Source organism: Mycolicibacterium sphagni (assembly GCF_002250655.1).
Taxonomy (GTDB): domain Bacteria; phylum Actinomycetota; class Actinomycetes; order Mycobacteriales; family Mycobacteriaceae; genus Mycobacterium; species Mycobacterium sphagni.
Genome location: NZ_NOZR01000010.1, coordinates 171,169 through 193,648, shown reverse-complemented (window position 1 = coordinate 193,648; position 22,480 = coordinate 171,169). Strand labels below are relative to the sequence as shown.

24 protein-coding genes are annotated in these 22,480 nt (G+C 66.7%); 15 read left to right on the top strand and 9 right to left on the bottom strand.

The genetic code is table 11. From position 1 onward, the window contains the following. Positions 1-4 precede the first annotated feature (4 nt). From CG716_RS14390 to CG716_RS14370, 5 genes are all read right to left on the bottom strand, one after another. Entirely contained in the window at positions 5-382 is a 378-nt protein-coding gene (locus CG716_RS14390) for a DUF427 domain-containing protein (RefSeq protein ID WP_094480613.1), read from the bottom strand. Positions 383-444: 62 nt separating this feature from the next. After that, complete coding sequence (locus tag CG716_RS14385; protein ID WP_094480611.1) at positions 445-1,815, bottom strand: NAD(P)/FAD-dependent oxidoreductase; 1,371 nt, start codon at positions 1,813-1,815, stop codon at positions 445-447. 73 nt (positions 1,816-1,888) lie between these two features. Further along, positions 1,889-2,914 (bottom strand): NAD-dependent epimerase/dehydratase family protein, encoded by a 1,026-nt coding sequence (locus CG716_RS14380; RefSeq protein ID WP_207760686.1) that lies wholly within the window; start codon positions 2,912-2,914, stop codon positions 1,889-1,891. A 2-nt stretch (positions 2,915-2,916) separates the two neighbouring features. Then, a complete protein-coding gene (locus CG716_RS14375; protein WP_094480607.1) occupies positions 2,917-3,417 on the bottom strand; it encodes a nuclear transport factor 2 family protein in 501 nt (166 codons plus the stop codon). A gap of 57 nt (positions 3,418-3,474) precedes the next feature. Continuing rightward, the gene (locus CG716_RS14370) at positions 3,475-4,452 is read right to left on the bottom strand and encodes a GGDEF domain-containing protein (RefSeq protein ID WP_094480686.1); all 978 of its coding nucleotides are present in this window, start codon (positions 4,450-4,452) and stop codon (positions 3,475-3,477) included. Positions 4,453-4,642: 190 nt separating this feature from the next. On the opposite strand from CG716_RS14370, the gene msrB reads away from it, so the two are divergent. Both msrB and msrA read left to right on the top strand, forming a co-directional pair. Next, a complete protein-coding gene (gene msrB / locus CG716_RS14365) occupies positions 4,643-5,104 on the top strand; it encodes a peptide-methionine (R)-S-oxide reductase MsrB (protein ID WP_094480605.1) in 462 nt (153 codons plus the stop codon). Further along, entirely contained in the window at positions 5,101-5,610 is a 510-nt protein-coding gene (msrA, locus tag CG716_RS14360) for a peptide-methionine (S)-S-oxide reductase MsrA (protein WP_094480603.1), read from the top strand. The genes msrB and msrA overlap by 4 nt, the downstream gene beginning before the upstream one ends. Here msrA and CG716_RS14355 read toward each other — a convergent pair. Then, positions 5,607-6,953: a cytochrome P450 gene (locus CG716_RS14355; RefSeq protein WP_094480601.1), complete on the bottom strand. Its 1,347-nt coding sequence runs from the start codon at positions 6,951-6,953 to the stop codon at positions 5,607-5,609. The two genes, msrA and CG716_RS14355, sit on opposite strands and share 4 nt — an antisense overlap. A 115-nt stretch (positions 6,954-7,068) precedes the next feature. On the opposite strand from CG716_RS14355, the gene CG716_RS14350 reads away from it, so the two are divergent. Then, complete coding sequence (locus tag CG716_RS14350) at positions 7,069-7,686, top strand: TetR/AcrR family transcriptional regulator (RefSeq protein WP_094480599.1); 618 nt, start codon at positions 7,069-7,071, stop codon at positions 7,684-7,686. Positions 7,687-7,768: 82 nt separating this feature from the next. Here the strand turns inward: CG716_RS14350 and CG716_RS14345 are convergent, their stop codons facing one another. Continuing rightward, entirely contained in the window at positions 7,769-8,221 is a 453-nt protein-coding gene (locus CG716_RS14345) for a PPOX class F420-dependent oxidoreductase (protein ID WP_207760681.1), read from the bottom strand. Positions 8,222-8,288: 67 nt separating this feature from the next. Between CG716_RS14345 and CG716_RS14340 the strand changes: the two genes are divergently transcribed. The 8 genes from CG716_RS14340 to CG716_RS14305 all read left to right on the top strand — a co-directional run bounded on the left by CG716_RS14340 (position 8,289) and on the right by CG716_RS14305 (position 15,804). After that, positions 8,289-8,501, top strand: a complete 213-nt coding sequence (locus CG716_RS14340) for a TOBE domain-containing protein (RefSeq protein ID WP_094480682.1) — start codon at positions 8,289-8,291, stop codon at positions 8,499-8,501. A gap of 2 nt (positions 8,502-8,503) precedes the next feature. Beyond that, a complete protein-coding gene (locus CG716_RS14335) occupies positions 8,504-9,547 on the top strand; it encodes a zinc-binding dehydrogenase (RefSeq protein WP_094480680.1) in 1,044 nt (347 codons plus the stop codon). A 100-nt stretch (positions 9,548-9,647) separates the two neighbouring features. Continuing rightward, entirely contained in the window at positions 9,648-10,010 is a 363-nt protein-coding gene (locus CG716_RS14330; protein WP_234817849.1) for a class I SAM-dependent methyltransferase, read from the top strand. Further along, positions 10,007-10,651, top strand: a complete 645-nt coding sequence (locus CG716_RS14325) for a TIGR03085 family metal-binding protein (protein WP_207760680.1) — start codon at positions 10,007-10,009, stop codon at positions 10,649-10,651. Before CG716_RS14330 ends, CG716_RS14325 begins: the two co-directional genes overlap by 4 nt. 84 nt (positions 10,652-10,735) lie before the next feature. Then, a complete protein-coding gene (locus tag CG716_RS14320) occupies positions 10,736-11,989 on the top strand; it encodes a GTP cyclohydrolase II (RefSeq protein ID WP_094480597.1) in 1,254 nt (417 codons plus the stop codon). Then, positions 11,986-13,215 carry a URC4/urg3 family protein gene (locus CG716_RS14315; RefSeq protein WP_094480595.1) on the top strand — a complete coding sequence of 410 codons (1,230 nt, stop codon included), beginning with the start codon at positions 11,986-11,988 and terminating at the stop codon, positions 13,213-13,215. The genes CG716_RS14320 and CG716_RS14315 overlap by 4 nt, the downstream gene beginning before the upstream one ends. Further along, positions 13,215-13,844 carry a uracil phosphoribosyltransferase gene (gene upp / locus CG716_RS14310; RefSeq protein ID WP_094480593.1) on the top strand — a complete coding sequence of 210 codons (630 nt, stop codon included), beginning with the start codon at positions 13,215-13,217 and terminating at the stop codon, positions 13,842-13,844. The genes CG716_RS14315 and upp overlap by 1 nt, the downstream gene beginning before the upstream one ends. 67 nt (positions 13,845-13,911) lie before the next feature. Then, on the top strand, positions 13,912-15,804 hold the full coding sequence (locus CG716_RS14305) for an ArnT family glycosyltransferase (protein ID WP_094480591.1): 1,893 nt from the start codon (positions 13,912-13,914) through the stop codon (positions 15,802-15,804). Between the two features lies 1 nt (position 15,805). Here CG716_RS14305 and CG716_RS14300 read toward each other — a convergent pair whose 3' ends face one another. Then, positions 15,806-16,903 (bottom strand): fatty acid desaturase family protein, encoded by a 1,098-nt coding sequence (locus CG716_RS14300; protein ID WP_094480589.1) that lies wholly within the window; start codon positions 16,901-16,903, stop codon positions 15,806-15,808. 16 nt (positions 16,904-16,919) lie between these two features. Next, positions 16,920-17,966, bottom strand: coding sequence for a ferredoxin reductase (locus CG716_RS14295; protein ID WP_207760679.1), 1,047 nt, complete (start codon positions 17,964-17,966; stop codon positions 16,920-16,922). Positions 17,967-18,036: 70 nt separating this feature from the next. Between CG716_RS14295 and CG716_RS14290 the strand changes: the two genes are divergently transcribed. The 4 genes from CG716_RS14290 (at position 18,037) to glgX (ending at position 22,479) form a co-directional block, all read left to right on the top strand. Next, positions 18,037-18,762: a TetR family transcriptional regulator gene (locus tag CG716_RS14290; protein ID WP_234817848.1), complete on the top strand. Its 726-nt coding sequence runs from the start codon at positions 18,037-18,039 to the stop codon at positions 18,760-18,762. 99 nt (positions 18,763-18,861) lie between these two features. Continuing rightward, a complete protein-coding gene (locus tag CG716_RS14285; RefSeq protein ID WP_094480587.1) occupies positions 18,862-19,539 on the top strand; it encodes an HAD family hydrolase in 678 nt (225 codons plus the stop codon). Further along, the gene (locus CG716_RS14280; RefSeq protein ID WP_094480585.1) at positions 19,536-20,243 is read left to right on the top strand and encodes a pyrimidine reductase family protein; all 708 of its coding nucleotides are present in this window, start codon (positions 19,536-19,538) and stop codon (positions 20,241-20,243) included. The genes CG716_RS14285 and CG716_RS14280 overlap by 4 nt, the downstream gene beginning before the upstream one ends. A 103-nt stretch (positions 20,244-20,346) precedes the next feature. Continuing rightward, positions 20,347-22,479: a glycogen debranching protein GlgX gene (gene glgX / locus CG716_RS14275; protein ID WP_207760678.1), complete on the top strand. Its 2,133-nt coding sequence runs from the start codon at positions 20,347-20,349 to the stop codon at positions 22,477-22,479. Position 22,480: the final 1 nt, after the last annotated feature.

Below are 22,480 nucleotides of genomic sequence, written 5' to 3'. Positions count from 1 at the left end.
CGCGTCAGTCCGGATCGACGCTGATGTCGGCCTTGGTCGGGTAGAACGCGACATGCCCGGCGATCGCAGCCACCGCTGGATAGGGCTCCTCATAAGTCCAGATCACGTCGTCGACGGTGGCGCCTGCGGCGGTGACGCTGTAGTAGCTCGCGTCGCCCTTGTAGGGGCAGTAGGTCTGCGTGTCCGTGCGGGTCAGCACGGCGGGGTCGACGTCGCCGAGCGGGATGTATTGCACGACAGGATAGGTGGATTCGGCCAGCCCGAGTGCGGCGCGGGTGTCGGCGACGAGTTCGCCGTTGACCCGCACCTGTACCCGGCCGCCGGTCGGGGTGACCGTGATCGGATGTTCGGCCGTGGGCTGCTTGATCTCGCGTGGACTCATCGGAGGCTCTCCCTAGCGTCGGGTGTAGTGCGTGCAACACCGTGTGGCGGTCATGATTCCCATCAGGGCCGGCGGGCGATGGCGTCGGCGGCCACCGCGATCGGCGACGTCGTGGCCCGTCCGCCTTCCTCGTGCCGGTCGGCCACCTTGTAGGCGGTGTACATCCCGCGCACCCCGAGCCAGCGCAGGGGCTCGGGCTCCCAGGTCCGGGAGTGGTGCCCGACCCAGGGCAGCGCGGTCAACGGCGTCGACCGCTTGAGCACCAGGTCGGTCAGGGTCCGGCCGGCCAGGTTGGTCGCTGTCACACCGTGCCCGACGTAACCGCCGGCCTCCCCCAGCCCGGTCGCAGGGTCCAGGCTGACGCCGGCCGACCAGTCGCGCGGCACAGCCAGCACACCGCACCAGCCGTGGGCGATGGGCACCCCGCGGGTCTGGGGCAGGACGGTGTTGAGCACCCGGGTCAGGTAGCTGATCGTGTCCGCGCCCACAGCGCCGTCTCGGTCGATGCCCGAGGCATAGCGGTAGGGCACCGCACGGCCACCGATCGCGATGCGGTCGTCCGCGGTGCGCTGCGCGTAGAAGAACCCGTGGGCCTGGTCGCCGACGGTTTCGCGACCCTCCCAGCCGATGCGCGCCCAGATGTCGTCGGCCATCGGTTCGGTGGCGATCATGGCGCTGTTCATCGGCAACCAGCGCCGCCTGAGCCCGCGCATCCGCGGGGTGAATCCCTCGGTGGCCCTCAGCACGATCGGGGCGCGCACCGCGCCCATGGGAGTCTGCGCGCGTCCCGGGCTGATCACCGTCACCGGCGTCTGCTCGTAGATCGTCACACCGAGGCGTTCGACGACATCGGCCAGACCGCGGGCCAGCTTGGCCGGCTGGATCCGGGCGCAGTGCGGATTGAACGCGCCCAGCACCAGGGCATCCACCCGGACCCGGTCAGCGGCTTCGGCCGCGGTCAGCACCTCGATGCCGTCGGTCCCCCATTCCCGGTCCTCGTCGACCTCGGCGCGCAACCGCCGGGCCTGTGCCGCATTGCGCGCGACTTCCAGGTTGCCGCCCTTGACGATGTCGGCGTCGATGTTCTCCCTGGCGGCCACCGCGATGACTTCGTCGATCGCTGCGTTCAGGGCCTGCTGCCAGGCCACCACGGGAGCGCGGCCGTACCTCTTGGCCAGCAACCCACGATGGCCCGGCGCGAGGCCGGACAGCCAGCCGCCATTGCGGCCGGAGGCGCCGTATCCGGCAAAACACTGCTCCAGCACGGTGATTCGCAGCGACGGGTCGGCCTGTTTGAGGTAGTAGGCGGTCCACAATCCGGTGTAGCCGGCACCGACGATGCAAATGTCGGCCTCGCGATCACCGGGCAGGGCGGAGCGGGGTTGGGGAAGTTCGGTGAACCAGTGCGACACGGCGCCGGTGATCGTGGCCATGCTACGAATCTAGAACGCGTGGCGGTGGTACTGCGGCCATCGTCTTCGCCGCGTGCTCTGCGGCGGGCCAGGTTCAGTCTGGCTTGGCGGCCTTCGCCTGACGTTTGGCCTCGCGCAGCCCGACCCAGAAGCGCGCGGCTTCCCGGATGGACTCCTCCACCGGGCGTGGCTGCCAGTTCAATTCGCGGACGGCTTTGCCGTGGTCCAGGGGGCCCTCGGCCCGCATCAGCCGCAGGGAGCCCAGCGACAGCTTCTCGTCGGTGCCGCGCAATCGCGCTTTGGCGGTCCCCATGCCTGCCAGTGCGTAGGCCAGCGGCAACGGGATGGTCTTGGCCGGGGGCGGGACACCCGCTTCCAGGGCCGCGATGCGCGCGACGTCGGCATTGCTGATCATCTTCTCCGAGATGAGGTAGCGCTCCCCGACTCGGCCGCGCTCGGCGGCCAGGATCATCGCTCGGGCGGCGTCGTCGACGCCGACGGCTTCGAGCTCGATGCCACCCATGACGAACGGCAGCTTGCCGAAGGCGGCCCCCGCGATGATGGCGCCGTGCGGGGTGCGGCCCCAGTCGCCGCTGCCGTACGTCGTCGAGACGCACATGGCGATCGCGGGCAGGCCGTGCTCGCGGGCGTAGCGCAGCACCAGTTCTTCGGCCTGTACCCGAGAGCGGACGTAGGGCGTCAGGCCCCGGTCGTTGATGACGTCAGCCTCGCTGGCCGTCCTGCCCCGGCGGCGGCCGACCGTGACGTAGCTGCTGGTGAAGATGAACCGGTGCAAGGACCCGGCGACTCCTTCTCCAGCGGCGATGCCGAGGACGTTGCGGGTGCCCTCGACGTTGGTGTGGAACAACGGCGCCGGATCGCTCAGCCAGCCGCGCGCGTCGACCACGCAGTAGTAGACATCGTCACATCCGGACATCGCGTCGCGCAGCACCGCGTTGTCCCAGATGTCGCCGACGAACCGCTGCACGTCGAGGTCGTCGATCGAGATGGTGGACGCGCCGTCCCGCACCATGACTCGAACCTGATGGCCGTCGGCAACCAGCTGGCGGGTGACGTGCGAGCCGAGGAAGCCGTTGGCTCCGATGACGAGCTTCGGCATGCTCATTTGGCTCCCCCCACGGCTTTCATCCAGGCGGCCGCCTCCTCGTCGAGGGTGCCCAGCTTCTCGGCTTTCTTGCACCACTTCATGCCGGCCTGCAGGAAGCGCAGCGGGTTGTAGATGTCCTCTTGGCGGGACCACAGCCCGTCGCCGGCGTAGGTGACGATCGAGATGTTGGTGGCACTGATGATGGTGCCGTCACCGGGATCGCGCATGGGGTTGTCCAACTCGCAGATGACCCGGCCGGTCTCCTCGTCGAACACCGACCACAGCGACGGGAACTCGGTCATATAACTGCCGGGGAAGGTGCCCATGGTCTTGGTGATCCACGTCCGCACCTCGTCGCGGCCCTTCATCGTGCCCATCGCGTGCTCGATGTAGTCGACATCGGGGGTGTAGTGACTCACCCAGGCATCCCAATCGCGGGTGCGGGCCGCGTCAGCGACCGTTTCCTCGAAAGTTGCGAAAGCTTCGGTCAGTTCGTCACGGGAAAATCGGGCCACAAGTTCAAACTAGAACACGTTCTAGTAAGCATGTCGAGGATTCGTCCCGATTGCAGCTCAGCGGCCAGTCCTGCGGCTATTTCGCACCTTGGCCGCATAAAGTTCGGCGTCGGCTTTGGAGTACAAGGCGGCGATCTCGGCGGTGTCGCCGGGCCGCGACGCAATCCCGACACTCGTGTCTGGGGTGTGCTGCCCGACAGCGGTGACAAACTGCTCCGCGGCCGGCGTCTTGCCCTCGGCGCGGTCGACGATGCACGCGGCGAATTCGTCGCCGCCAAGGCGAGCCAGCAGCGCGTCGGCCGGCAGCAGCTCGCGCCAGCGGCGCGCATGGCTGGCGAGGTGCTCGTCACCGGCAAGGTGGCCTCGGGTGTCGTTGATCTGTTTGAAACCGTCGAGGTCCATCACCACCACCGAGACCATCACCGACTTCGGTGATCGCCGGCGCGCCACGATGTCTCGCGTAGCGATCTCCCAGCCAGCCCGGTTCAGCAGACCGGTCAGCGGGTCGGTGCAGGCGCTGGTGACCAGGGCCCGCATCACGAGTCCGAACGACTCACTCGCCCCAACGATTGCTGCGACGACGATCAAGTAGTCGATGACGAGCTTGCGCAGCGGGGCGACGGCCAGTGCGACCACCACCGCCGCCGTGAGAAGACCGATAAGCACCAGAGCCCGCCGGGGCGGATAGAACGCCCGCAGGTACATCGCCAGGAACATGGGCGCGATCAGGCAGGCGAACTCGGCGCTGATCGCGATGTGGAACGCCATCACCAGCGGTGTGGCGATGATGGCCACCGCCGTCGCGGGCCCAGGTTTGTCGGGCTTGGCAGCGAGCCAGAACAGCGCCGCGATCCCCAGACAGATGGCGAGCACACCCCCGATCGGGTTGGCATAGGTCAGATCGGTGCGGACCGGCCAGATGGTGAACACGACGCCGTAGAGGTAGAGGAAAGTCGTGATGCCCAGATAGATCTCCAGCAGCCGCACCTGTTGCTTGCCGTAGAAACCACTCCCCGAATAGGCGAGGAGCCTCAGCCTGGACATCTCGGGCCGCCTCGGATACGCGACTGGCTGTTGATCTGGCGAAGCCACATACCGGTCAAACTTTCCTGGTCAGACACGGCCCCATTGCCGGCGCGCCCATTGTGGCACCGGCATTCACAGCCTGCAGTGCAGGTGCGTCGCGCACGGGATTATCTCAACTTCGGTCGAGGTTGAAACGGGCATGTCGCACGACTATCACAAGAATCCGGCTGCCGTGTCAGCGCTCTCGCCCGAGCAGTACCGGGTGACCCAGGAAAACGGCACCGAGCGGCCCTTCACCGGTGAGTACTGGGACAACCACGAGCCGGGCATCTACGTCGACGTGGTTTCGGGCGAGCCGTTGTTCGCCTCGGTCGACAAGTTCGAGAGCGGCTCCGGCTGGCCTAGTTTCACCAAGCCGATCGAGACATCCAACGTGGTCACCAAACGGGACTTCAGTCACCTGATGGTCCGCACCGAGGTGCGCTCGGCCAACGGCGACAGCCACCTCGGGCACGTGTTCAAAGACGGGCCGCGCGCCGAGGGAGGGTTGCGCTACTGCATCAACTCCGCTTCGCTGAAGTTCATCCACCTCGATGATCTCGAGGCACAGGGCTACGGCGAGTACAAGGGTTTGTTCGGGACTTCCAAGGAGGACGCGTGAGCGACAACAAGACGGCGATCCTGGCCGGCGGCTGCTTCTGGGGCATGCAGGACCTGATCCGCAAACAGCCCGGCGTGGTGTCCACTCGGGTGGGTTACACCGGCGGCCAGAACGATCACCCCACCTACCGGAACCATCCTGGCCACGCGGAGGCGGTCGAGATCGTCTACGACCCCGCCCAGACCGACTACCGCGCGCTGCTGGAGTTCTTCTTCCAGATCCACGATCCGAGCACGAAGAACCGGCAGGGCAACGATGTCGGCACCAGCTACCGGTCAGCGATCTTCTACCTCGACGACGAGCAGAAGCAGGTCGCACTCGACACGATTGCCGACGTCGACGCCTCGGGATTATGGCCGGGCAAGGTGGTCACCGAGGTGACCCCGGCCACTGATTTCTGGGATGCCGAGCCCGAGCATCAGGACTATCTGCTGCATTACCCGAACGGCTACACCTGCCACTTCCCGCGGCCGGGCTGGAAGCTGCCCAAGCGGGCTCAGGTCTAACCCTCGAGGGTGGACGCGTTTCGTCGGTGCACGACGACGCGTCCACCCTTCTTCGGCGTGAACGCGACGCCGCGTGAATGCCACTTTTCGCCGGGCGCGGTTGTGGTCGCAATGGTGAAGTTGCGCAACACCGTTCGCAGCACGACGTCCATTTCCATGTTGGCGAACGCAGCGCCGATGCAGCGTCGGGTACCGCCGCCGAATGGTACCCAGGCGAACGTGTTGGGCCTGGCGTCGAGGAAGCGCTGCGGGTCGAACCGCTGCGGATCGGGGAACATCTCCGGGTTCTCGTGCAGCTGGTTCAGGCCGATCATCACCGAATAGCCTTGCGGCACAATCCATTCACCTAATTCGTAAGCCTGGACGGCGACGTGCCGCCCGGAGAAGTCGATCACCGTACGGTTGCGCTGGACCTCGAAGATCGTGGCTTGCCGATACGTGTTGTCGTCGGCCTCCGCCTCAGCGACCAACCGGCGCAACACCTCGGGGTGCCGCGAGACCCGTTCGAACGCCCACGCCAGCGTGGAGGCGGTGGTCTCGTGGCCGGCGGCCAGCAAGGTCAGCAGCTCGTCGCCGACCTCGCCGCGCGTCATCTTCGACCCGTCTTCGTAGCTGCTGCGTAAGAACAGCGAAAGCACGTCGGTGCGATCCTCGAAGTCGGGGTCCTGCTGTGCACGACTGATCAGGGTGTCCACCAGGACCTCATACTCACGACGGAACTCGGCGAGCTTGCCCCAAGGTGTCCAAGGCAATTCGCGCTTGGGCGCGGGCAGCACCGCCAATCGTGAGCCCAGGGTCACCCAGCGCGGGATGAGGTCGCGCAGGCGTTCCAACTCGTAGCCGTCGGCACCGAAGATCGCCCGCAGGATGATGTTGAGCGTGATGCGCATCATCGGCTCGAGTGTGGCGAACTCCGTTCCCTGCGGCCACGATCGGACCTCGCGCAGCGTCTCCTCGACCACGATCTGCTCATAGGCCTTGATGCTCTTGCCGTGAAACGGCGGTGTGAGCAGTTTGCGGCGGACCCGGTGTTCGACGCCGTCGAGGGCGAACACGGAGCCCGCACCGAGCAGCCGGCTCAGGTTCGGCTGGATGTTGTAGAGCACGTCGGGGCTGGTGGTGAAGATCTGCTTGGTGAGCGCGGGGTCGGAGACCACGATGGTGTTGCCGAACACCGGGATTTTCACGGTGAGGCAGCGCCCGTAGCGCCGGCTCAGCCAATCCGTCGTCGGCCGGCGCGCCAGCACGAATGCGGCTTGCACCAGCACACTCGGCACCCCCGGGGTGGGCGGCAGTTTCGGTGCGGCGGTGACCGGCAGGTCAACGGTTGGTGCTTCGCTCATCGGTGAGGCCCTCCCAATGCTGGTGCGGTACTGCGTTGTACCACGGGGTTGTGGGGTACGGTACCTGTCGGTACCAGTCCCTGACAAGGGGCGCGACGATCGGAAGGAGATTTCGATGACCACGACGGCTGTCGACGAGACTGCCGCCGTCGGGCGCAACGACGACTTCCGCCAGCGGTTGCTCGACGGGCTGGCCGCCTCGATCGACGAGCGCGGCTACCGCGATACCACCGTCGCCGACATCGTCCGGTATGCCCGCACCTCCAAGCGCACGTTCTACAGCCAGTTCGCCACCAAGGAGGACTGCTTCGCCGAGCTGCTGACGGCCAACAACGACGAGCTCGTCGCCACTATCCGCGACGCCGTCGATCCGGGGCTGCCCTGGCCGGAGCAGGTTCGTCAGGCCGTCGTCGCCTACGTGCACAGCATCGAAGAGCGCCCGGCCATCACACTGAGCTGGATCCGTGAACTTCCCGCACTCGGTGAGTACGCCCGGCCCACGCTGCGCCGCGGATTCGCCCGGCTGGCCACGATGATCGTCGACCTGAGCAGCAATGCGGGCTTCCAGACTGCCGGGCTGGCACCGATATCGCATGCGGCGGCGGTGATCCTGGTCGGCGGACTCCGTGAGCTCACCGCGCAGACCGTGGAGGACGGTCAGCCGATCTCCGACATCATCGAGCCAGCGCTGGCCGTGTCAGTGGCGATACTGGGCCCGAAACCCCCTGTGTAAGAACGACTCAGCCCGAAGCAGCGCCCAGCCATCACCGCGCCGCTGGGCCCGCAGCTCACGCCATCACGCTGGCGCGGCCAGGTTACGACGGCGGGAATCCTCCGGTGGCCACCGGACCCCAGGTCGCCGGTGTCACCCGGATCAGGCACTTGCCCTGCTTGACCATGGCCTGGCGGTACTCGGCCCAGTCCGAATGCTCGCCGGCCACCGCGCGGAAGTAGTCCACCAGCGGTTCAACCGCGTCGGGCAGGCCGATCACCTCCGCAGGCCCGTCGATCTGCACGTACGGCCCGTTGAATTCGTCGGACAACACCACGACACTGGCCCGTCCGTTGCGGCGGATGTTCACCGACTTGGCCCGCTGTGGGTAGCTGGCGATCACCAGCCGGCCCTGCTCATCGACCCCACCGGTCACCGGCGAACTCTGCAGTGCGCCGTCGGCACGGAAGGTGGTGAGCACCATGCGGTGCCGCGGCCGTACGAAATCCAGCAGCTTTTCCAGGCCCACCGCCTCGGCAGTGGCAATTCTCGACATGATCGCCACTGTAGGCCGGTTCGGCCGACGTAGGCTCGGGACGACCGCCGACCCGATGGAGGATCTCATGCGCTTGTCGACCCGTAATCAACTCAAAGGCACGATCGCCGAGGTGCATCTTGGTGCGGTGATGGCGACGGTCAAGGTCCGTCTCGACGGTGGCGATCAGATCGTGACCGCCTCGATCACCAAGGATGCCGCCGAGGAACTCGGGCTGGCCGAAGGACAGCCGGCGACGGTGCTGGTCAAATCGACCGAGGTGATGATCGGGGTCGAGTGACCGTGGCCACCACGATGCGTGCCGAGCGCTTCTATGCCGACACCAAAACCGTTGTGCTGGAAGATGTTCCCATCCCCGAACCGGGCGATGGTGAAGTCCTGGTCAAGGTGGCGTTCTGTGGCATCTGCCATTCCGACCTCAGCCTGATCAACGGGACGTTCCCGGCCCAGCGCCCGGTGATCACCCAGGGCCACGAAGCCTCCGGGACGATCGCCAAGCTCGGGCCCGGTGTCACCGGCTGGTCGGAGGGTGACCGGGTCGTCGTCGCCGCCGGCCGGCCGTGCGGAACGTGTGCCAACTGCCGTCGCGGCGATCTCGCGAACTGCATGCGAATACAGCTGATGGCCTTCGCCTATGACGGCGCCTGGGCTGAGTACACCGTCGCGCAAGCCTCGGGGCTGACCTGGGTGCCCGACAATGTGCCGCTGGAGCAGGCCGCGATCCTGGCTGACGCGGTGTCGACGCCGTTCGGCGCGGTCGTGCACACCGGCAAGGTGGCGGTCGGTGAGTCCGTCGGGGTGTGGGGTGTCGGTGGTGTCGGCACCCACATCGTGCAGTTGGCCCGCCTGGTGGGGGCGGTGCCGGTGATCGCCGTCGACATCAATCCGGGGGTCCGCGAGCGCGCACTGGAGCTCGGCGCCGACTACGCGTTCGACTCCCGCGACCCGGATTTCGCCGACAAGCTGGCCGAGGCCACCGGGGGACGCAAACTCGACGTCGCATTCGACGCAGTCGGGCTGAAGGTCACCTTCGAACAGGCGCTGGACTCGCTGACCATTGGCGGCCGGCTGGTCGGGGTGGGTATGAGCGCCGACGCGCCGACGGTGGGACCGACGTCGATGTTCAATCTGACGCAGCGCCAAGTGCTCGGACACCTCGGCTACCACAACACCGATATCGAAACCCTGGCCCAGTTGGTGTCGCGCGGCCGGCTCGATTTGTCCCGGTCGATCAGCCAGATCATCCCGCTGGAGGACATCGCCGACGGAATACGCATCCTCGAGCACGCCGAGGGCAATCCGATCCGGGTGCTCGTCCAGCCGTGAGCGACGCCGCCGCGCGGACCGCCCTCGGGCCGATGATCGTCGTGGCGGCCGACCAGCACGAGCCGACACCGCTGGTTCGTGATCCGTGGGCGGCCAACTGATGCCTGCCACCGGGCGGGTGGTGGTGCGCACGGCGTTGAAGTCGGCGACCGACAGAAAGATCGGCGGCGGCTGGGCGAGCTTCCTGTGTCGCAAGCGCTACATCGACGACCAGCTGCGCGCGGCCGTCGCCAAAGGTGTTGACGCCGTGGTCATTCTGGGCGCGGGCTACGACACGCGTGCCTTTCGGTTGCCCGAGCTGGCCGGCTTCCCGGTGTGTGAGGTCGACCTGCCGGGCAATACGACTCGTAGGGCCGCCGCCCTGCATCGCACGTTCGGCCGGGACCGATACCTCCGCCCGGCAGGCCGAGGCACCGCGATCTCCGAGATCGAACGTGCGGTCTATGCCGAGCGCAACTCGTGACCAAGGCCTTCGACGGCCAGGAACGCGCGGCGTTGTGCGATCTCTTCGACACCCTCGGCCCGGATGCCCCGACTCTCCTGCACGGGTGGACAACCCGAAAAATGGCCGCGCACCTCGTGCTGCGCGAGCGTGATCCGATCGCTGCTCCATGTCTCGTGCTGCCCGGGCCGCCCGCACGTTTTGCCGAACGCCGTACGTCGGACATGGTCGAGCACCGAGAATTCGGCTGGCTCGTCACCAGGCTCCGGTGCGGTCCACCCCTCGGGTTCTTCCGGGTGCCCTGGGTGCGCTCCTTCCCCAGTCTCAACGAGTTCTTCGTGCACCACGAGGATGTTCGCAGAGCCAACGGGCTGGGTCCCCGCGCGGATCTGACACCCGCTATGCAGGCAGCGTTGTGGCGAAACGTCCAGCGCGGCAGCCGCTATTTGAGCCGTCGGGTGCGCGGGGTCGGGCTCGACATAGCGTGGCAAGGGACGGGGTTGCGACACACAGTTCGAACAGGGCAGGCGACCGTCGAACTCGCGGGCTCGCCAGGCGAACTGCTTCTTTACCTGTTCGGGCGCCGGTCCGCGGCCACGGTGGAGGTGTCGGGACCAGCGGCGGCCGTCGCCGCGATACAGGAGGGTCGCTTCGGCATGTGAATCCGGGGGCCCTGCCGCCGGGGCGTCACGCTGGGCGGGATGACGGGCTAGTGGCTAGGCTGGCTCTTTGCTGAAGGAGCGAACATGTCCGCCGAAGCGAAGAGCCCGGGCCATATCCGGCTGACATCGCATCGTGGCGCCGACGACGCCCCGCCGATCCGCTGGGGCGCGGGCACCGCAGGCGAGCGCGGACCGTTGATCGGAACCACCAGCACCCGCAGCCACCGCAATGTCATCGGCACCCACAGCGGTTCATACAGCGTGTACCGCGCACTGGCCGTCGCAGCGGGAGCACTGTCGCGGGAGCATCGGGCGGACCTCACCAACACCGCCCCCACCGACGTCATCGGCCCCTACCCGCAGTGGAGCCGCCCCGAGGCGATCGTCAGCCTTGACCCGTGGGGCGCGATGGTCGCCGAGGCGTTCGCCGGCGAGCTCACCGCGGGCCAGGACATCCGTCCGACGATCGCCGTCACCAAGGCGCACGTGATCCTGCCGGAGATCGCCGACGCGATCGGGAAGGGCCGGCTGGCTCCAGACGGCCGGTTCCTGATGGACAGCGGTGCGGCGCTGGTGACCAAGGCCGCTGTCGAGCCGGTCTGGTTCTTGCCCGGTGTCGCAGAACGATTCGGCTGCAGCGAAGCCCACCTGCGCCGGGTGCTGTTCGAGGAGACCGGCGGCATGTACCCCGAGCTGGTCACCCGCTCCGATCTCGAGGTGTTCCTGCCGCCCATCGGCGGGCAGACCCTCTACATCTTCGGCAACCCGCGCGACCTGGCTGATCCCAGCGTGGAGCTGACCGCCCGGGTGCACGACGAGTGCAACGGCTCCGACGTATTCGGTTCCGACATCTGCACCTGCCGGCCATACCTCACGCACGCACTCGAGGAATGCATCCTCGGCGCGCAGCGCGGCGGGGTCGGACTGGTCGCCTACTCCCGCAAGGAGGGACGGGCGCTGGGCGAGGTCACCAAGTTCCTGGTCTACAACGCCCGCAAGCGCCAAGAGGGCGGCGACACCGCCGAGGCCTACTTCGCCCGCACCGAATGCGTTGCCGGAGTTCAGGACATGCGGTTCCAAGAACTGATGCCCGATGTGTTGCACTGGTTGGGAATTCGTAGGATCCACCGCCTGGTCTCGATGAGCAATATGAAGTACGACGCGATCGTCGGCTCGGGTATCGAGGTGGGAGAGCGCGTCAACATTCCCGATGAGCTGATACCACCCGACGCGCGGGTGGAGATCGACGCCAAGATGGCGGCGGGCTATTTCACTCCCGGACCGGTGCCCGGTGCCGACGAGCTGAAGAAGGCCAAGGGTCGAGGGCTGGACGGATGACGCGTTCGGCAGTCGAGGTCGACGTGGACAGCCCGGCCGGGGCGGCCGCCGCCCTGCGCAGCACCCATGCCATTCGGGAGCGGGCCGGGGTACTGACGCAGCGGGCCCGCGCCGGTGAGTCGCAGTGGTTCACCGTGCACGACGACGCACTGGAGCCCACAGCCGCGCTGGTCGCCGACGTGACCCGGAACAATTACCCGGACCTGCAGATCCCGTTTCACAGCCGGTGGCGTCATTTCGAGGCCGGTGGCCTGGACCGCAAGGCCGATCTGCTGAACGCGGCCGACGCCCGGGCCATGGTGGATCTCACCGTGGTGAGCGTGTTGCTCGACGCAGGCGCCGGCCCGGCCTGGTCCTTTGCCGAGCCGGGCACCGGTCTTCGGCTCGGTCGCTCGGAAGGCCTGGGATTGGCCAGCTTTCACGCGTTCACCGCGGGCCTGTTCTCCTCTGATCCCGGCGAACCGCTGCGCGTCGATGCCGCCGGATTGGCTGGCCTGAGCAAAGCGCGATTGGCCGAGGCGTTCCAGGCTGAGGCGAACAACCCACTCGTCGGACTGGACGGCCGGCTGACGATCCTGCGCCGACTGAGCGCCGCCCTGTCCGCAGCGCCGGAGGTCTTCGGTGCCGACGGCCGTCCCGGCGGATTGCTCGACGCCGTGTGCAAGCCGGGACGCGACTCGCTGACCGCGCACGATATTCTCACCGTGATTCTGACTTCGCTGGCGCCAATCTGGCCGGGCGGCAGCATGATCGGCGACCAGCCGATCGGGGACTGCTGGCGCCACCCAGCGGTGGGTGGCCCCGGCCTGACGGCGGGCTGGATGCCGTTTCACAAGCTGTCCCAGTGGCTCACCTACTCCCTGTTGGAACCGTTCGGGTGGGCCGGGGTGACGGTGACCGACCTGGACGAGCTGACCGGGCTGCCCGAATACCGCAATGGGGGCCTGCTTCTGGACACCGAGGTGCTGCGCCTTCGCGATAACGCGTGGACCGACCGAAGCTTGACGGCGGCAGACGAATTGGTGGTCGAGTGGCGAGCGCTGACCGTGGCCCTACTCGACGAGCTGGCCCCGCTGGTGCGCGACCGGCTCGGAGTGGATGCCGAGGAGATGCCGCTGGCCCGGATCCTGGAAGGCGGCACCTGGGCAGCCGGCAGGCAGCTGGCTGCCCAGCGGCGCGGCGGTCTGCCACCACTGTCCATCGTCAGTGACGGCACGGTGTTCTAATGCGCGATGTCCACATCATCGACCATCCGCTGGTGCAGCACAAGCTGACCTTGATGAGACGGAAAGAGACCTCCACCAATACATTTCGACGCCTGGCCAACGAGATGTCGACACTGCTGGCCTACGAGGTGCTGCGTGACACCCCCACGCAAGAGATCGAGGTCCACACCCCATTGGAGACGACCACCGGCACCGTCATCGACGGCAAGAAGCTGGTGCTCGTCTCGATCCTGCGGGCCGGCACCGGCATTCTCGACGGAATGCTGACCGTTGTCCCCGGCGCCCGCGTCGGCCACATCGGGCTCTACCGTGATCCCAAAACTCTTGTCGCCATTGAGTACTACTTCAAGATGCCCAGCGACCTCCACGAACGCGAGGTCGTCGTCGTCGACCCGATGCTGGCCACCGGCAACTCAGCGGTCGCCGCTGTCGACCGGCTCAAGGAGTTCCGGCCCCGTTCGATCAAATTCGCCTGCCTGCTCACCTGCCCCGAAGGCATCGCCGCGCTGCACGACGCCCATCCGGAGGTGCCCATCTACACCGCCGCCGTCGACCGTGGGCTCGACGAGCACAGCTACATCGTGCCCGGTCTCGGCGACGCCGGTGACCGGCTCTTCGGCACAAAATAAGCAGCCGCTCACAGCTTCCTCCCAGGGAAAGATCAGGCCGGGATGGGTCAATGGATTTGTGACAACGATGTTTCAAGCACCGCCGCCGCAGGACACCGCTGAGGTTGTCGCGGCCCCGGTTCGAAGCTCCCGATGGGAGCGCGCCGGGCTGGTCGTGCTGCTGGTCGGCACCGCCGTCATGTACCTGTGGAACATCACCGTCAACGGCATGGGAAACCAGTTCTACGCCGGCGCCGCCCAGGCCGGCTCGAAGAACTGGGAAGCGCTGCTGTTCGGTTCGCTCGATTCGGCCAACTTCATCACCGTGGACAAGCCGCCGGTGTCGCAGTGGGTGATGGGGTTGTCGGGTCAGCTGTTCGGATTCAGCAGCGCCAGCATGCTGATCCCCGAAGCCCTGATGGCGGTGGCCACGGTCGCCCTGCTCTACGCCGCGGTGGCGCGCATATCCGGCCCCCGGGCCGGTCTGTTGGCAGGTGCCGCGCTGGCGGTGACCCCGGTGGCCGCCCTGATGTTCCGGTTCAACAATCCCGATGCCGCGATGGTGCTGCTGATGATGGCCTCGGCGTACTGCACAGTGCGTGCACTCGAGCGGGCCAGCGGGAAGTGGCTGGCCTGGGCGGGTGTCGCACTGGGCTTCGCGTTCCTGGCCAAGATGCTCGAAGGGCTGCTGGTTGTCCCGGCCGTCGGGCTGGTGTACCTGATCGCGGCGCCGACGACGGTACGCAACCGGATCCTGCACCTCCTCGGTGCCATGGCGGCATTCCTGGTGTCGGCGGGATGGTTCGTCGTGCTGACCCTGGTATGGCCGGCGTCGTCACGGCCCTATATCGCCGGTTCGACGGACAACAGCTTTATGGACCTGGTGTTCGGCTACAACGGCTTTGCCCGGGTGGCCGGACGTAATCACATGAACTTCGGCCCGAATGATCCGATCGGCAACTCCGTGGGCAACCCGCTGCGCCACCTCGGCAGTTTCGGCGGCATGGACCAAAACGAGGGTGTGGGCCGGCTGTTCACAGGCGAGTTCGGTTTCGAGATCGGCTGGCTGGTCCCGGCGGCACTGCTCGCGTTCGTTCTGGTGCTGGTATCGCGGGGCCGCGCACCGCGCACCGACCGGGTGCGTGCGGGTGCGCTGCTATTCGGCGGGTGGCTGCTCGGCGACGGCCTGGTGCTGAGCTTCATGAAGAGCAACGTGCACCCGTACTACTGCCTGTCGCTGGCACCCGCGGTTGCGGGCGTGGCGGCGATCGGTGCGCACGAGATGTGGGTGCGCCGCCAGTCGCGGTTCGGCCGTATCGGGCTGACCGCCCTGCTGGCGGTGACCGGCGTCTGGAGCTGGTGGGTGCTGGGCCGCAACGAAGGTTGGTTACCCGCGCTGCGATGGACCATCCTGATCGGCACCGTGATCGCCGCGGGCGCGCTCGCGCTGTCCGCCCCGCGCCGGCGCCGGGTCGCGATAGGCGCCGCTGTACTCGGGGTGATGGCGGTCCTGGCCGGCCCGACGGCCTACGCGGTGGCCACGCTCAACGTCGCCCATCGTGGCGGCGGCCCGACCGTCGGACCCTCGCGTTCTGATTCCGTGCCCGCGTTCGCCCGCGCCTTCGGTCAGCCCGAGGACAATCCGCAGCTGTACAGCCTGTTGCGTGGCGCCAAGACGAAGTGGTCAGCGGCAACGGTCGGCTCATCGGCTGCGGCCAACCTCGAACTTGCCTCCGGCACCGCGGTCATGGCCATCGGTGGGTTCACCGGCATCGACCCCGTGCCGAGCCTGGGCCAGTTCAAAGCCGACGTCTCGGCCGGCCAGGTGACGTATTACATCGTCCAGCGAGACTGGCGGGGCAAGCCCGGCGGGTGGCCCGACAATCGCAACCACAGCGGTATCACCGACTGGGTGACCGCGACGTTCGCGAGCACCCAGCTCGGCGATACCGACGTGTACGACCTGACCAAGCCCAAGTAGCTCAGGCCGCGGGAGCCAGTTCTTCGGACTCGCGGGACTCCCGGGTCGGCAGTGCCAGCTTGACGATCTTGCGCACCACGGTGGCGAACTGCTTGGGCAGCGGGCCGGCGTTGTAGGGAACGCCGTAGCGCTCGCACACCTCGCGAACGTGGGGGGCGATCTCGGAGTACCTGCGGGCCGGCACGTCGGGGAACAGGTGGTGCTCGATCTGGTGTGACAGGTTGCCCGACAGCAGGTGGAAGAGCTTGCCACCGGTTAGGTTGGCGGACCCGAGAACCTGCCGGAAGTACCACTGGCCACGAGACTCGTTTCGGGTCTCTTCGACCGTGAATTCCTGTGTGCCGTCCGGGAAATGGCCGCAGAAGATGATCGCGTAGGACCACACGTTGCGGATGAGGTTGGCCGTCACGTTGCCGGTCAACACGAACGGTGCGAACGGGCCGGCCAGCAGCGGGAAGGCGACGTAGTCCTTGAGCAACTGGCGGCGGGTCTTGGCCCAGATCTCACTGAGCACCCCGCGCTTGTCGGCCAGCGAAATCTGACCGGACCGTATGCGTTCGGTCTCCAACTCGTGCAGGGCGACACCGTACTGAAACAGCACCATGAGCAGGAAGGCGTACATCGGGTTGCCCAGGTAGTAGGGCCGCCAGCGCTGATCGGGGCTCATCCGCAGGATGCCGTAGCCGATGTCACGGTCCATCCCGACGATGTTGGTGAAGGTGTGGTGGGAGAAGTTGTGCGAGTGCCGCCACTGGTTAGCCGGGCAGGCGGTGTCCCACTCGAAGGTGCGGCCGGCCAGAGCCGGGTCGCCGGTCCACTCGTACTGGCCGTGCATGATGTTGTGGCCGATCTCCATGTTGTCGAGGATCTTCGAGACCGCCAGCAGCGCGGTGCCGGCCAGCCAGGCCGGTGGGAAGATCCCTGCGATCAGCAGTGCGCGCCCGCCGATTTCCATGGCGCGCTGAGCCTTGACGACGCGGCGGATGTAGTCCACGTCGGCCTGGCCGAGGTCGGCGACCACTTTTTCCTTGATGGCGTCGAGCTCCCGACCGAACGCGTCGGCCTGCTCGGATGTCAGTGTGATGGGTTGGGAGGTCATGGTTTTCCCTTTCGTCTTACAGCGCGATGTCGACGTCACCGACGGGAACGGACACGCAGATCTGCACGTCCTCCTCGTCGGCGATCGACACCGCGCCGGTGGTCAGGTTGCGCACCGCGCCGCGGTGCTTGCGGCGAGTGCAGCTGTGGCAGATGCCCATCCGGCATCCGCTCGTCGGGTTCAATCCGGCGTCCTCGGCCTGGTCCAGGAGGGGACGTCCGTCGTCGGTCGCGTCGATACCGCTGTCCCGGAAGCTGATTCGGCCACCCGACGGCGCGTCGGGCACGACGAAGGGCAGCGGGACGAAGCTTTCCGACGCTACGTTGGCGCACTGCGCGCGCACAGCGTCGACCAGTGCGGGCGGGCCGCAGACGTACACGGCGTCGGGCTCGGCCATGGCGGTCTGCAGGTGCTCGGAGCCGAAGTGGCCGGTGAGCTCCCCGCCGGGGGAGCGGGTGTAGCCGTGCAGGACCCGGACGCCTGTCGCCGCGAGTTCTTCTCGGTAGCACGCTTCGGCGGGAGTGCGGGCGTAGTGGATGAAGGCGATCTCACCGTCGAAGCCTTCCGCCTGCAGGGTCCGCAGCATGGACATCACCGGGGTGATCCCGCTGCCGCCGGCGACGAACAGGATGCGCTTCGGCCGCGGGTCGGGCATTACGAACTCACCTGAGGCCTCGGACAGTCCCACCACCATGCCGGGGTGCGCCTGCCGGTACAGGTGGTTGGACACCAGCCCGCCTTCGTGACAGCCGATCGTCAGCTCGATCAGCCGGGAGCCCTCGGCACCGGCCGGGGAGTAGCAGCGGGTGTGGCGACGGCCGTCGATCTCCACCGTCAGGTTCAGGTGCTGGCCGGCCCGGTGGCCCGCGAAAGCATCGTTGGGAGCGAGTAGGAGGGTGACGCTGCGCGGCGTCGCACGCCGCACGTCGACCACCCGGGCACGTGCGTCGGTGGTCCAAGTCGGGTCCACCAGCTCCGTGTAGCGGTCGACGCCGTGCGGACCGGTGAGCAGATCGACCAGCGGCGAGCGAAGCACCTTCTTGGTCAAAGTTTCAGTGAACATATGTACACCATTCACCGCGAAAACGCACGTCGTCAAGGGATTGGTCCAGAGTGTGGTAGCGTTCACAACAGTGAACAGTCGTACGCCGAGCTCACGACGCGAACGGACAGAGAAGTCCCGGTCGCGGGGTACGCCGTCGCGCGAGGAGCGTAAAGAGGTCACTCGGCGGGCGATCATCGCCGCCGCGCTCAAGCTGCTCGACGAGCGCAGCTTCAGTGGGCTGAGCCTGCGGGAGGTCACCCGCGAGGCCGGCATCGTGCCCGCGGCGTTCTACCGGCATTTCGAGTCGATGGAAGCCCTCGGCTTGGTGCTCATCGACGAGTCGTTCCGCACGCTGCGGGAGATGCTGCGCAGCGCGCGTGCGGGCAAGCTCGATCCGAACCGGGTGATCGAGTCGACGGTGGAGATGCTGGTCGCCGGGGTGGCCGAGCAGCGTGAGCACTGGCGGTTCATCGGGCGCGAGCGCTCCAGCGGTGTGACGGTGCTGCGGTATGCGATCCGCACCGAGATCCGGCTGATCACCTCCGAGCTGGCTACCGACCTTGCCCGCTTTCCCGGGCTGAACAGCTGGAGCACCGAAGATCTGAATATCTTGGCCAGCCTGTTCGTGAACTCGATGATCATCATCGCCGAGGCCATCGAGGATGCCTATGACGCGTCGGCACTCGACGAGATCAAGCGCACGGCGGTTAAGCAGCTGCGAATGATCACGGTCGGCGTCAATGCCTGGCATCCGGCGAAGGTCGACGACGAGGCCCATGCTTCGCCACAGGGCGTCGGCGTACCCGAGTCCTGAGCATCACCAGCCACAACACGTCCCCTGCCTCCCTTGACTACGAAAACAACGCGGGCAACAGATGTTTCGCAGACGTCGAACGGGTATATACCGACCCGCATGGATGAGCGGCCCGCGGTGCTCTTCGATATCGACGGCACCCTCGTCGACTCGAACTACCTGCACGTTGACGCCTGGCAACGGGCATTTCACGAAGTCGGGCTGCCCGTCGCGGCCTGGCACATCCACCGCTCTATCGGGATGGATGGCTCGACTCTGGTTGACCAGCTGTCCAAAGGCGCTGACGACGCAGTACAGACGCGGCTCAAGGACTTGCACACCCGCTACTACGAGGCCGACGCCGAGCTGTTGACCACGCTGCCGGGCGCACGACAACTACTGCAGAGAGTGGCCGAATCGGACCTTCAGGTCGTGCTCGCGACATCGGCGCCGGCGAACGAGCTGGCCCTGCTGCGCTCGACACTGGCCTGCGACGACCTCGTGTCGGCGATCACCTCATCTGAAGATGTGGAGCAGGCCAAGCCCAGCCCCGACATCGTCAACGTCGCCCTGGAGAAGGCGGGGGTGAGCGCGCGCGACGCCGTCTTCGTCGGCGACACCGTCTGGGACGTCGAGGCCGCCGCGCGCGCCGGTGTGCCGTGCATCGCCGTACTCTCCGGCGGAATATCACGCGGTGATCTCGAAAATGCGGGCGCCGCAGCCGTTTTCGACGACGCCCAGCACCTGTGCGAGCACCTCGGCGCTTCACCCATCGCCGCTCTGATCGATCGCCGATGAATCCCGACGAACTGTTGGCGCTCTACCGTGATCCGCCCGACGGGGTGCGGGTCAACATGATCATGTCGCTGGACGGGTCCGCCGCCTTCGGGGGCCGAGCCGGACCGTTGTCAGATGCGAACGACCAGAACCTGCTGCTGGCGCTACGCACCCATGCCGACGTGGTGCTCGTTGGCGCGGGCACGGTGCGCGCGGAGGGCTACGGCCCGGTGCGTTTGACCACCGACCAGTGTGTGGAACGCTGGGAACGCTGGGGCCTGGAGTCGCCCCCGCCGATCGCCGTGGTCACCCACACCGGCCACGTTCCCGCATCGTTGTTCGCCAGGCCGGCGCAGCGCCCCATTCTGGTCACCACCGCACGCCTGGCGCACGCCCACCCGGAACTGCGCGAACACGCCGACCTCCTGATCGCCGGCGACACCGCGGTCGACCTCGCAACAGTCGTCAAGACCCTGCAGGCCGGCGGCATGCGACGCATTCTGTGCGAGGGCGGTCCCACCCTGCTCGACGAACTGGTGGCCAACGATTTGGTGGACGAGATGTGCCTGACCATCTCCCCCACCTTGGCCGCCGCCGCCACCACCGACCGCCCCGGTGCGCAGGCGCTGACCGCGCCCACCCGGCTGGCGCTGGGCCACGTCGTGACCGTGCAGGACTACGTGTACCTGCGATACGTCCGCCCGGGTCACGACGCAAGCGGGTGACACCAACTGTCACCACACTCACAAACGGCTCCGCAGTGATTTGGCGCGCGGGATTCCGGGGTATTCCAGGCAGTCCAGCCCGCCGATTCACAGGGAGTCCACCGTGACCAATGTCGCCGTTACCGAGGTATGGCCTGGTAAGGCCTACCCGCTGGGTGCTTCCTACGACGGCTACGGCACCAACTTCGGGGTGTTCTCCGAGGTAGCCGAGCGCGTCGAGTTATGTCTCTTCGACGAGGCGGGCACCGAGACCCGGATCGCCCTGCCCGAGGTGGACGGCTTCGTCTGGCACGGCTACCTGCCCGGCATCGAGCCCGGGCAGCGCTACGGATATCGGGTTTATGGACCCTACGAGCCTGCCGAAGGGCACCGGTGTAATCCGAACAAGCTTCTGCTGGACCCCTACGCCAAGGCGATCGACGGCCACTTCGACTGGAATCAGTCTCTGTTCGGCTACACCTTCGGTGATCCGGACAGCCGCAATGACGACGATTCGGCGGCGAGCATGCCGAAATCCGTGGTCATCAACCCGTATTTCGACTGGGGCGTCGACCGTCCGCCGCAGCGCGAATACGCCGACACCGTCATCTACGAAGCACATGTCAAGGGGCTCACCCAAACCCATCCCGACATTCCGGACGCCATCCGGGGAACCTATTCGGCTATCGCACATCCGGCGATCATCGACCACCTGAAAGCGATGGGCGCGACGGCAATCGAACTGATGCCGGTGCACCACTTCGCCAACGACTCCACCCTGATCGACAAGGGGCTCTCAAATTACTGGGGCTACAACACGATTGGCTTCTTCGCCCCGGACAGCAAGTACTCTGCCAGCAGCACGCCGGGTGGTCAGGTGCAGGAGTTCAAGGCCATGGTGCGCGCGCTGCACGAGGCTGACATCGAGGTGATCCTGGACGTCGTCTACAACCACACCGCCGAGGGCAACCACATGGGGCCGACGGTGTCGTTCCGGGGCATCGACAACAGTGCCTACTACCGGCTCGTCGAGGACGACAAGCGGTACTACATGGACTACACCGGCACCGGCAACAGCCTCAACGTCGGGCATCCGCACTCGCTGCAGCTGATCATGGATTCACTGCGGTACTGGGTGTTGGAGATGCACGTCGACGGCTTCCGCTTCGACCTTTGCGCCACCCTGGCCCGCGAGTTCTACGACGTCGACCGGCTGAGCGCGTTTTTCGAACTGGTGCAACAGGATCCGACGGTAAGCCAGGTGAAGCTCATCGCCGAGCCGTGGGACATCGGCCCCGGCGGCTACCAGGTCGGCAACTTCCCGCCGCAGTGGACGGAATGGAACGGCAAGTTCCGCGACACGGTGCGGGACTTCTGGCGCGGAGAAGACGCCAGCCTCGGCGAATTCGCCTCCCGGTTGACCGGCTCGGCCGATCTCTACGAGCACACCGCGCGCCGACCCGTCGCCTCGATCAACTTCGTCACTGCGCACGACGGCTTCACGTTGCGAGACCTGGTGTCCTACAACGAGAAACACAACGACGCGAACGGCGAGGACAACAACGACGGGGAGAGTAACAACAGCTCGTGGAACTGCGGTGTTGAGGGTCCCACCGACGATCCCGAGATCAATGCGTTGCGCGCCCGCCAGCAGCGCAACCTGATTGCCACGACGATCCTGTCCCAGGGTGTCCCCATGCTCTGTCACGGCGACGAACTGGGCCGCACCCAGAACGGCAACAACAACGGGTACTGCCAGGACAACGAGATCACCTGGATCGACTGGGCCGGCGCCGACACCGAATTGCTGGAGTTCGTCGCCTCGGTATCGGCGATCCGCGCCGCCCATCCGGTGTTCCGCCGGCGGCGGTTCTTCAACGGCCGTCCCGTCCGACGCCGGGGCAGCGAAGGCCTGCCGGATATTTCGTGGTTCCGCCCGGATGGGTCGGAGATGAGCGACGACGACTGGGACTCCGGCTTCGGCAAGTCGGTGGCCGTCTACCTCAACGGCCACGGCATCCCCGACCTGGACGCGCGCGGTCAGCGGGTGACCGACGATTCGTTCGTCATGTGCTTCAACGCCCACCACGAACCCATCGAATTCACGTTGCCGCCGGCCGAGTTCGGCAAGGCCTGGCAACCCGTCGTCGATACGGCTACCGGCCCAGGAGAGATCGACGATGCGGCAGTCGTGAAGGCGTCATCGCCGGTGCGTCTCGAATCACGCGCCATGCTGGTGCTGCGGGCCACCGAATAGG

Excerpts from the sequence above, each read along its gene's own strand:
- CG716_RS14280 (WP_094480585.1), top strand. The coding sequence starts at position 19,536 with ATGAATCCCGACGAACTGTTGGCGCTCTACCGTGATCCGCCCGACGGG.
- CG716_RS14315 (WP_094480595.1), top strand. The coding sequence starts at position 11,986 with ATGACGCGTTCGGCAGTCGAGGTCGACGTGGACAGCCCGGCCGGGGCG.
- CG716_RS14320 (WP_094480597.1), top strand. The coding sequence starts at position 10,736 with ATGTCCGCCGAAGCGAAGAGCCCGGGCCATATCCGGCTGACATCGCAT.
- CG716_RS14380 (WP_207760686.1), bottom strand. The coding sequence starts at position 2,914 with ATGCCGAAGCTCGTCATCGGAGCCAACGGCTTCCTCGGCTCGCACGTC.
- CG716_RS14295 (WP_207760679.1), bottom strand. The coding sequence starts at position 17,966 with ATGTTCACTGAAACTTTGACCAAGAAGGTGCTTCGCTCGCCGCTGGTC.
- CG716_RS14330 (WP_234817849.1), top strand. The coding sequence starts at position 9,648 with ATGCCTGCCACCGGGCGGGTGGTGGTGCGCACGGCGTTGAAGTCGGCG.
- CG716_RS14300 (WP_094480589.1), bottom strand. The coding sequence starts at position 16,903 with ATGACCTCCCAACCCATCACACTGACATCCGAGCAGGCCGACGCGTTC.
- CG716_RS14340 (WP_094480682.1), top strand. The coding sequence starts at position 8,289 with ATGCGCTTGTCGACCCGTAATCAACTCAAAGGCACGATCGCCGAGGTG.
- upp (WP_094480593.1), top strand. The coding sequence starts at position 13,215 with ATGCGCGATGTCCACATCATCGACCATCCGCTGGTGCAGCACAAGCTG.
- msrB (WP_094480605.1), top strand. The coding sequence starts at position 4,643 with ATGTCGCACGACTATCACAAGAATCCGGCTGCCGTGTCAGCGCTCTCG.
- CG716_RS14390 (WP_094480613.1), bottom strand. The coding sequence starts at position 382 with ATGAGTCCACGCGAGATCAAGCAGCCCACGGCCGAACATCCGATCACG.
- CG716_RS14285 (WP_094480587.1), top strand. The coding sequence starts at position 18,862 with ATGGATGAGCGGCCCGCGGTGCTCTTCGATATCGACGGCACCCTCGTC.
- CG716_RS14385 (WP_094480611.1), bottom strand. The coding sequence starts at position 1,815 with ATGGCCACGATCACCGGCGCCGTGTCGCACTGGTTCACCGAACTTCCC.
- CG716_RS14355 (WP_094480601.1), bottom strand. The coding sequence starts at position 6,953 with ATGAGCGAAGCACCAACCGTTGACCTGCCGGTCACCGCCGCACCGAAA.
- CG716_RS14350 (WP_094480599.1), top strand. The coding sequence starts at position 7,069 with ATGACCACGACGGCTGTCGACGAGACTGCCGCCGTCGGGCGCAACGAC.
- CG716_RS14345 (WP_207760681.1), bottom strand. The coding sequence starts at position 8,221 with ATGTCGAGAATTGCCACTGCCGAGGCGGTGGGCCTGGAAAAGCTGCTG.
- CG716_RS14305 (WP_094480591.1), top strand. The coding sequence starts at position 13,912 with ATGTTTCAAGCACCGCCGCCGCAGGACACCGCTGAGGTTGTCGCGGCC.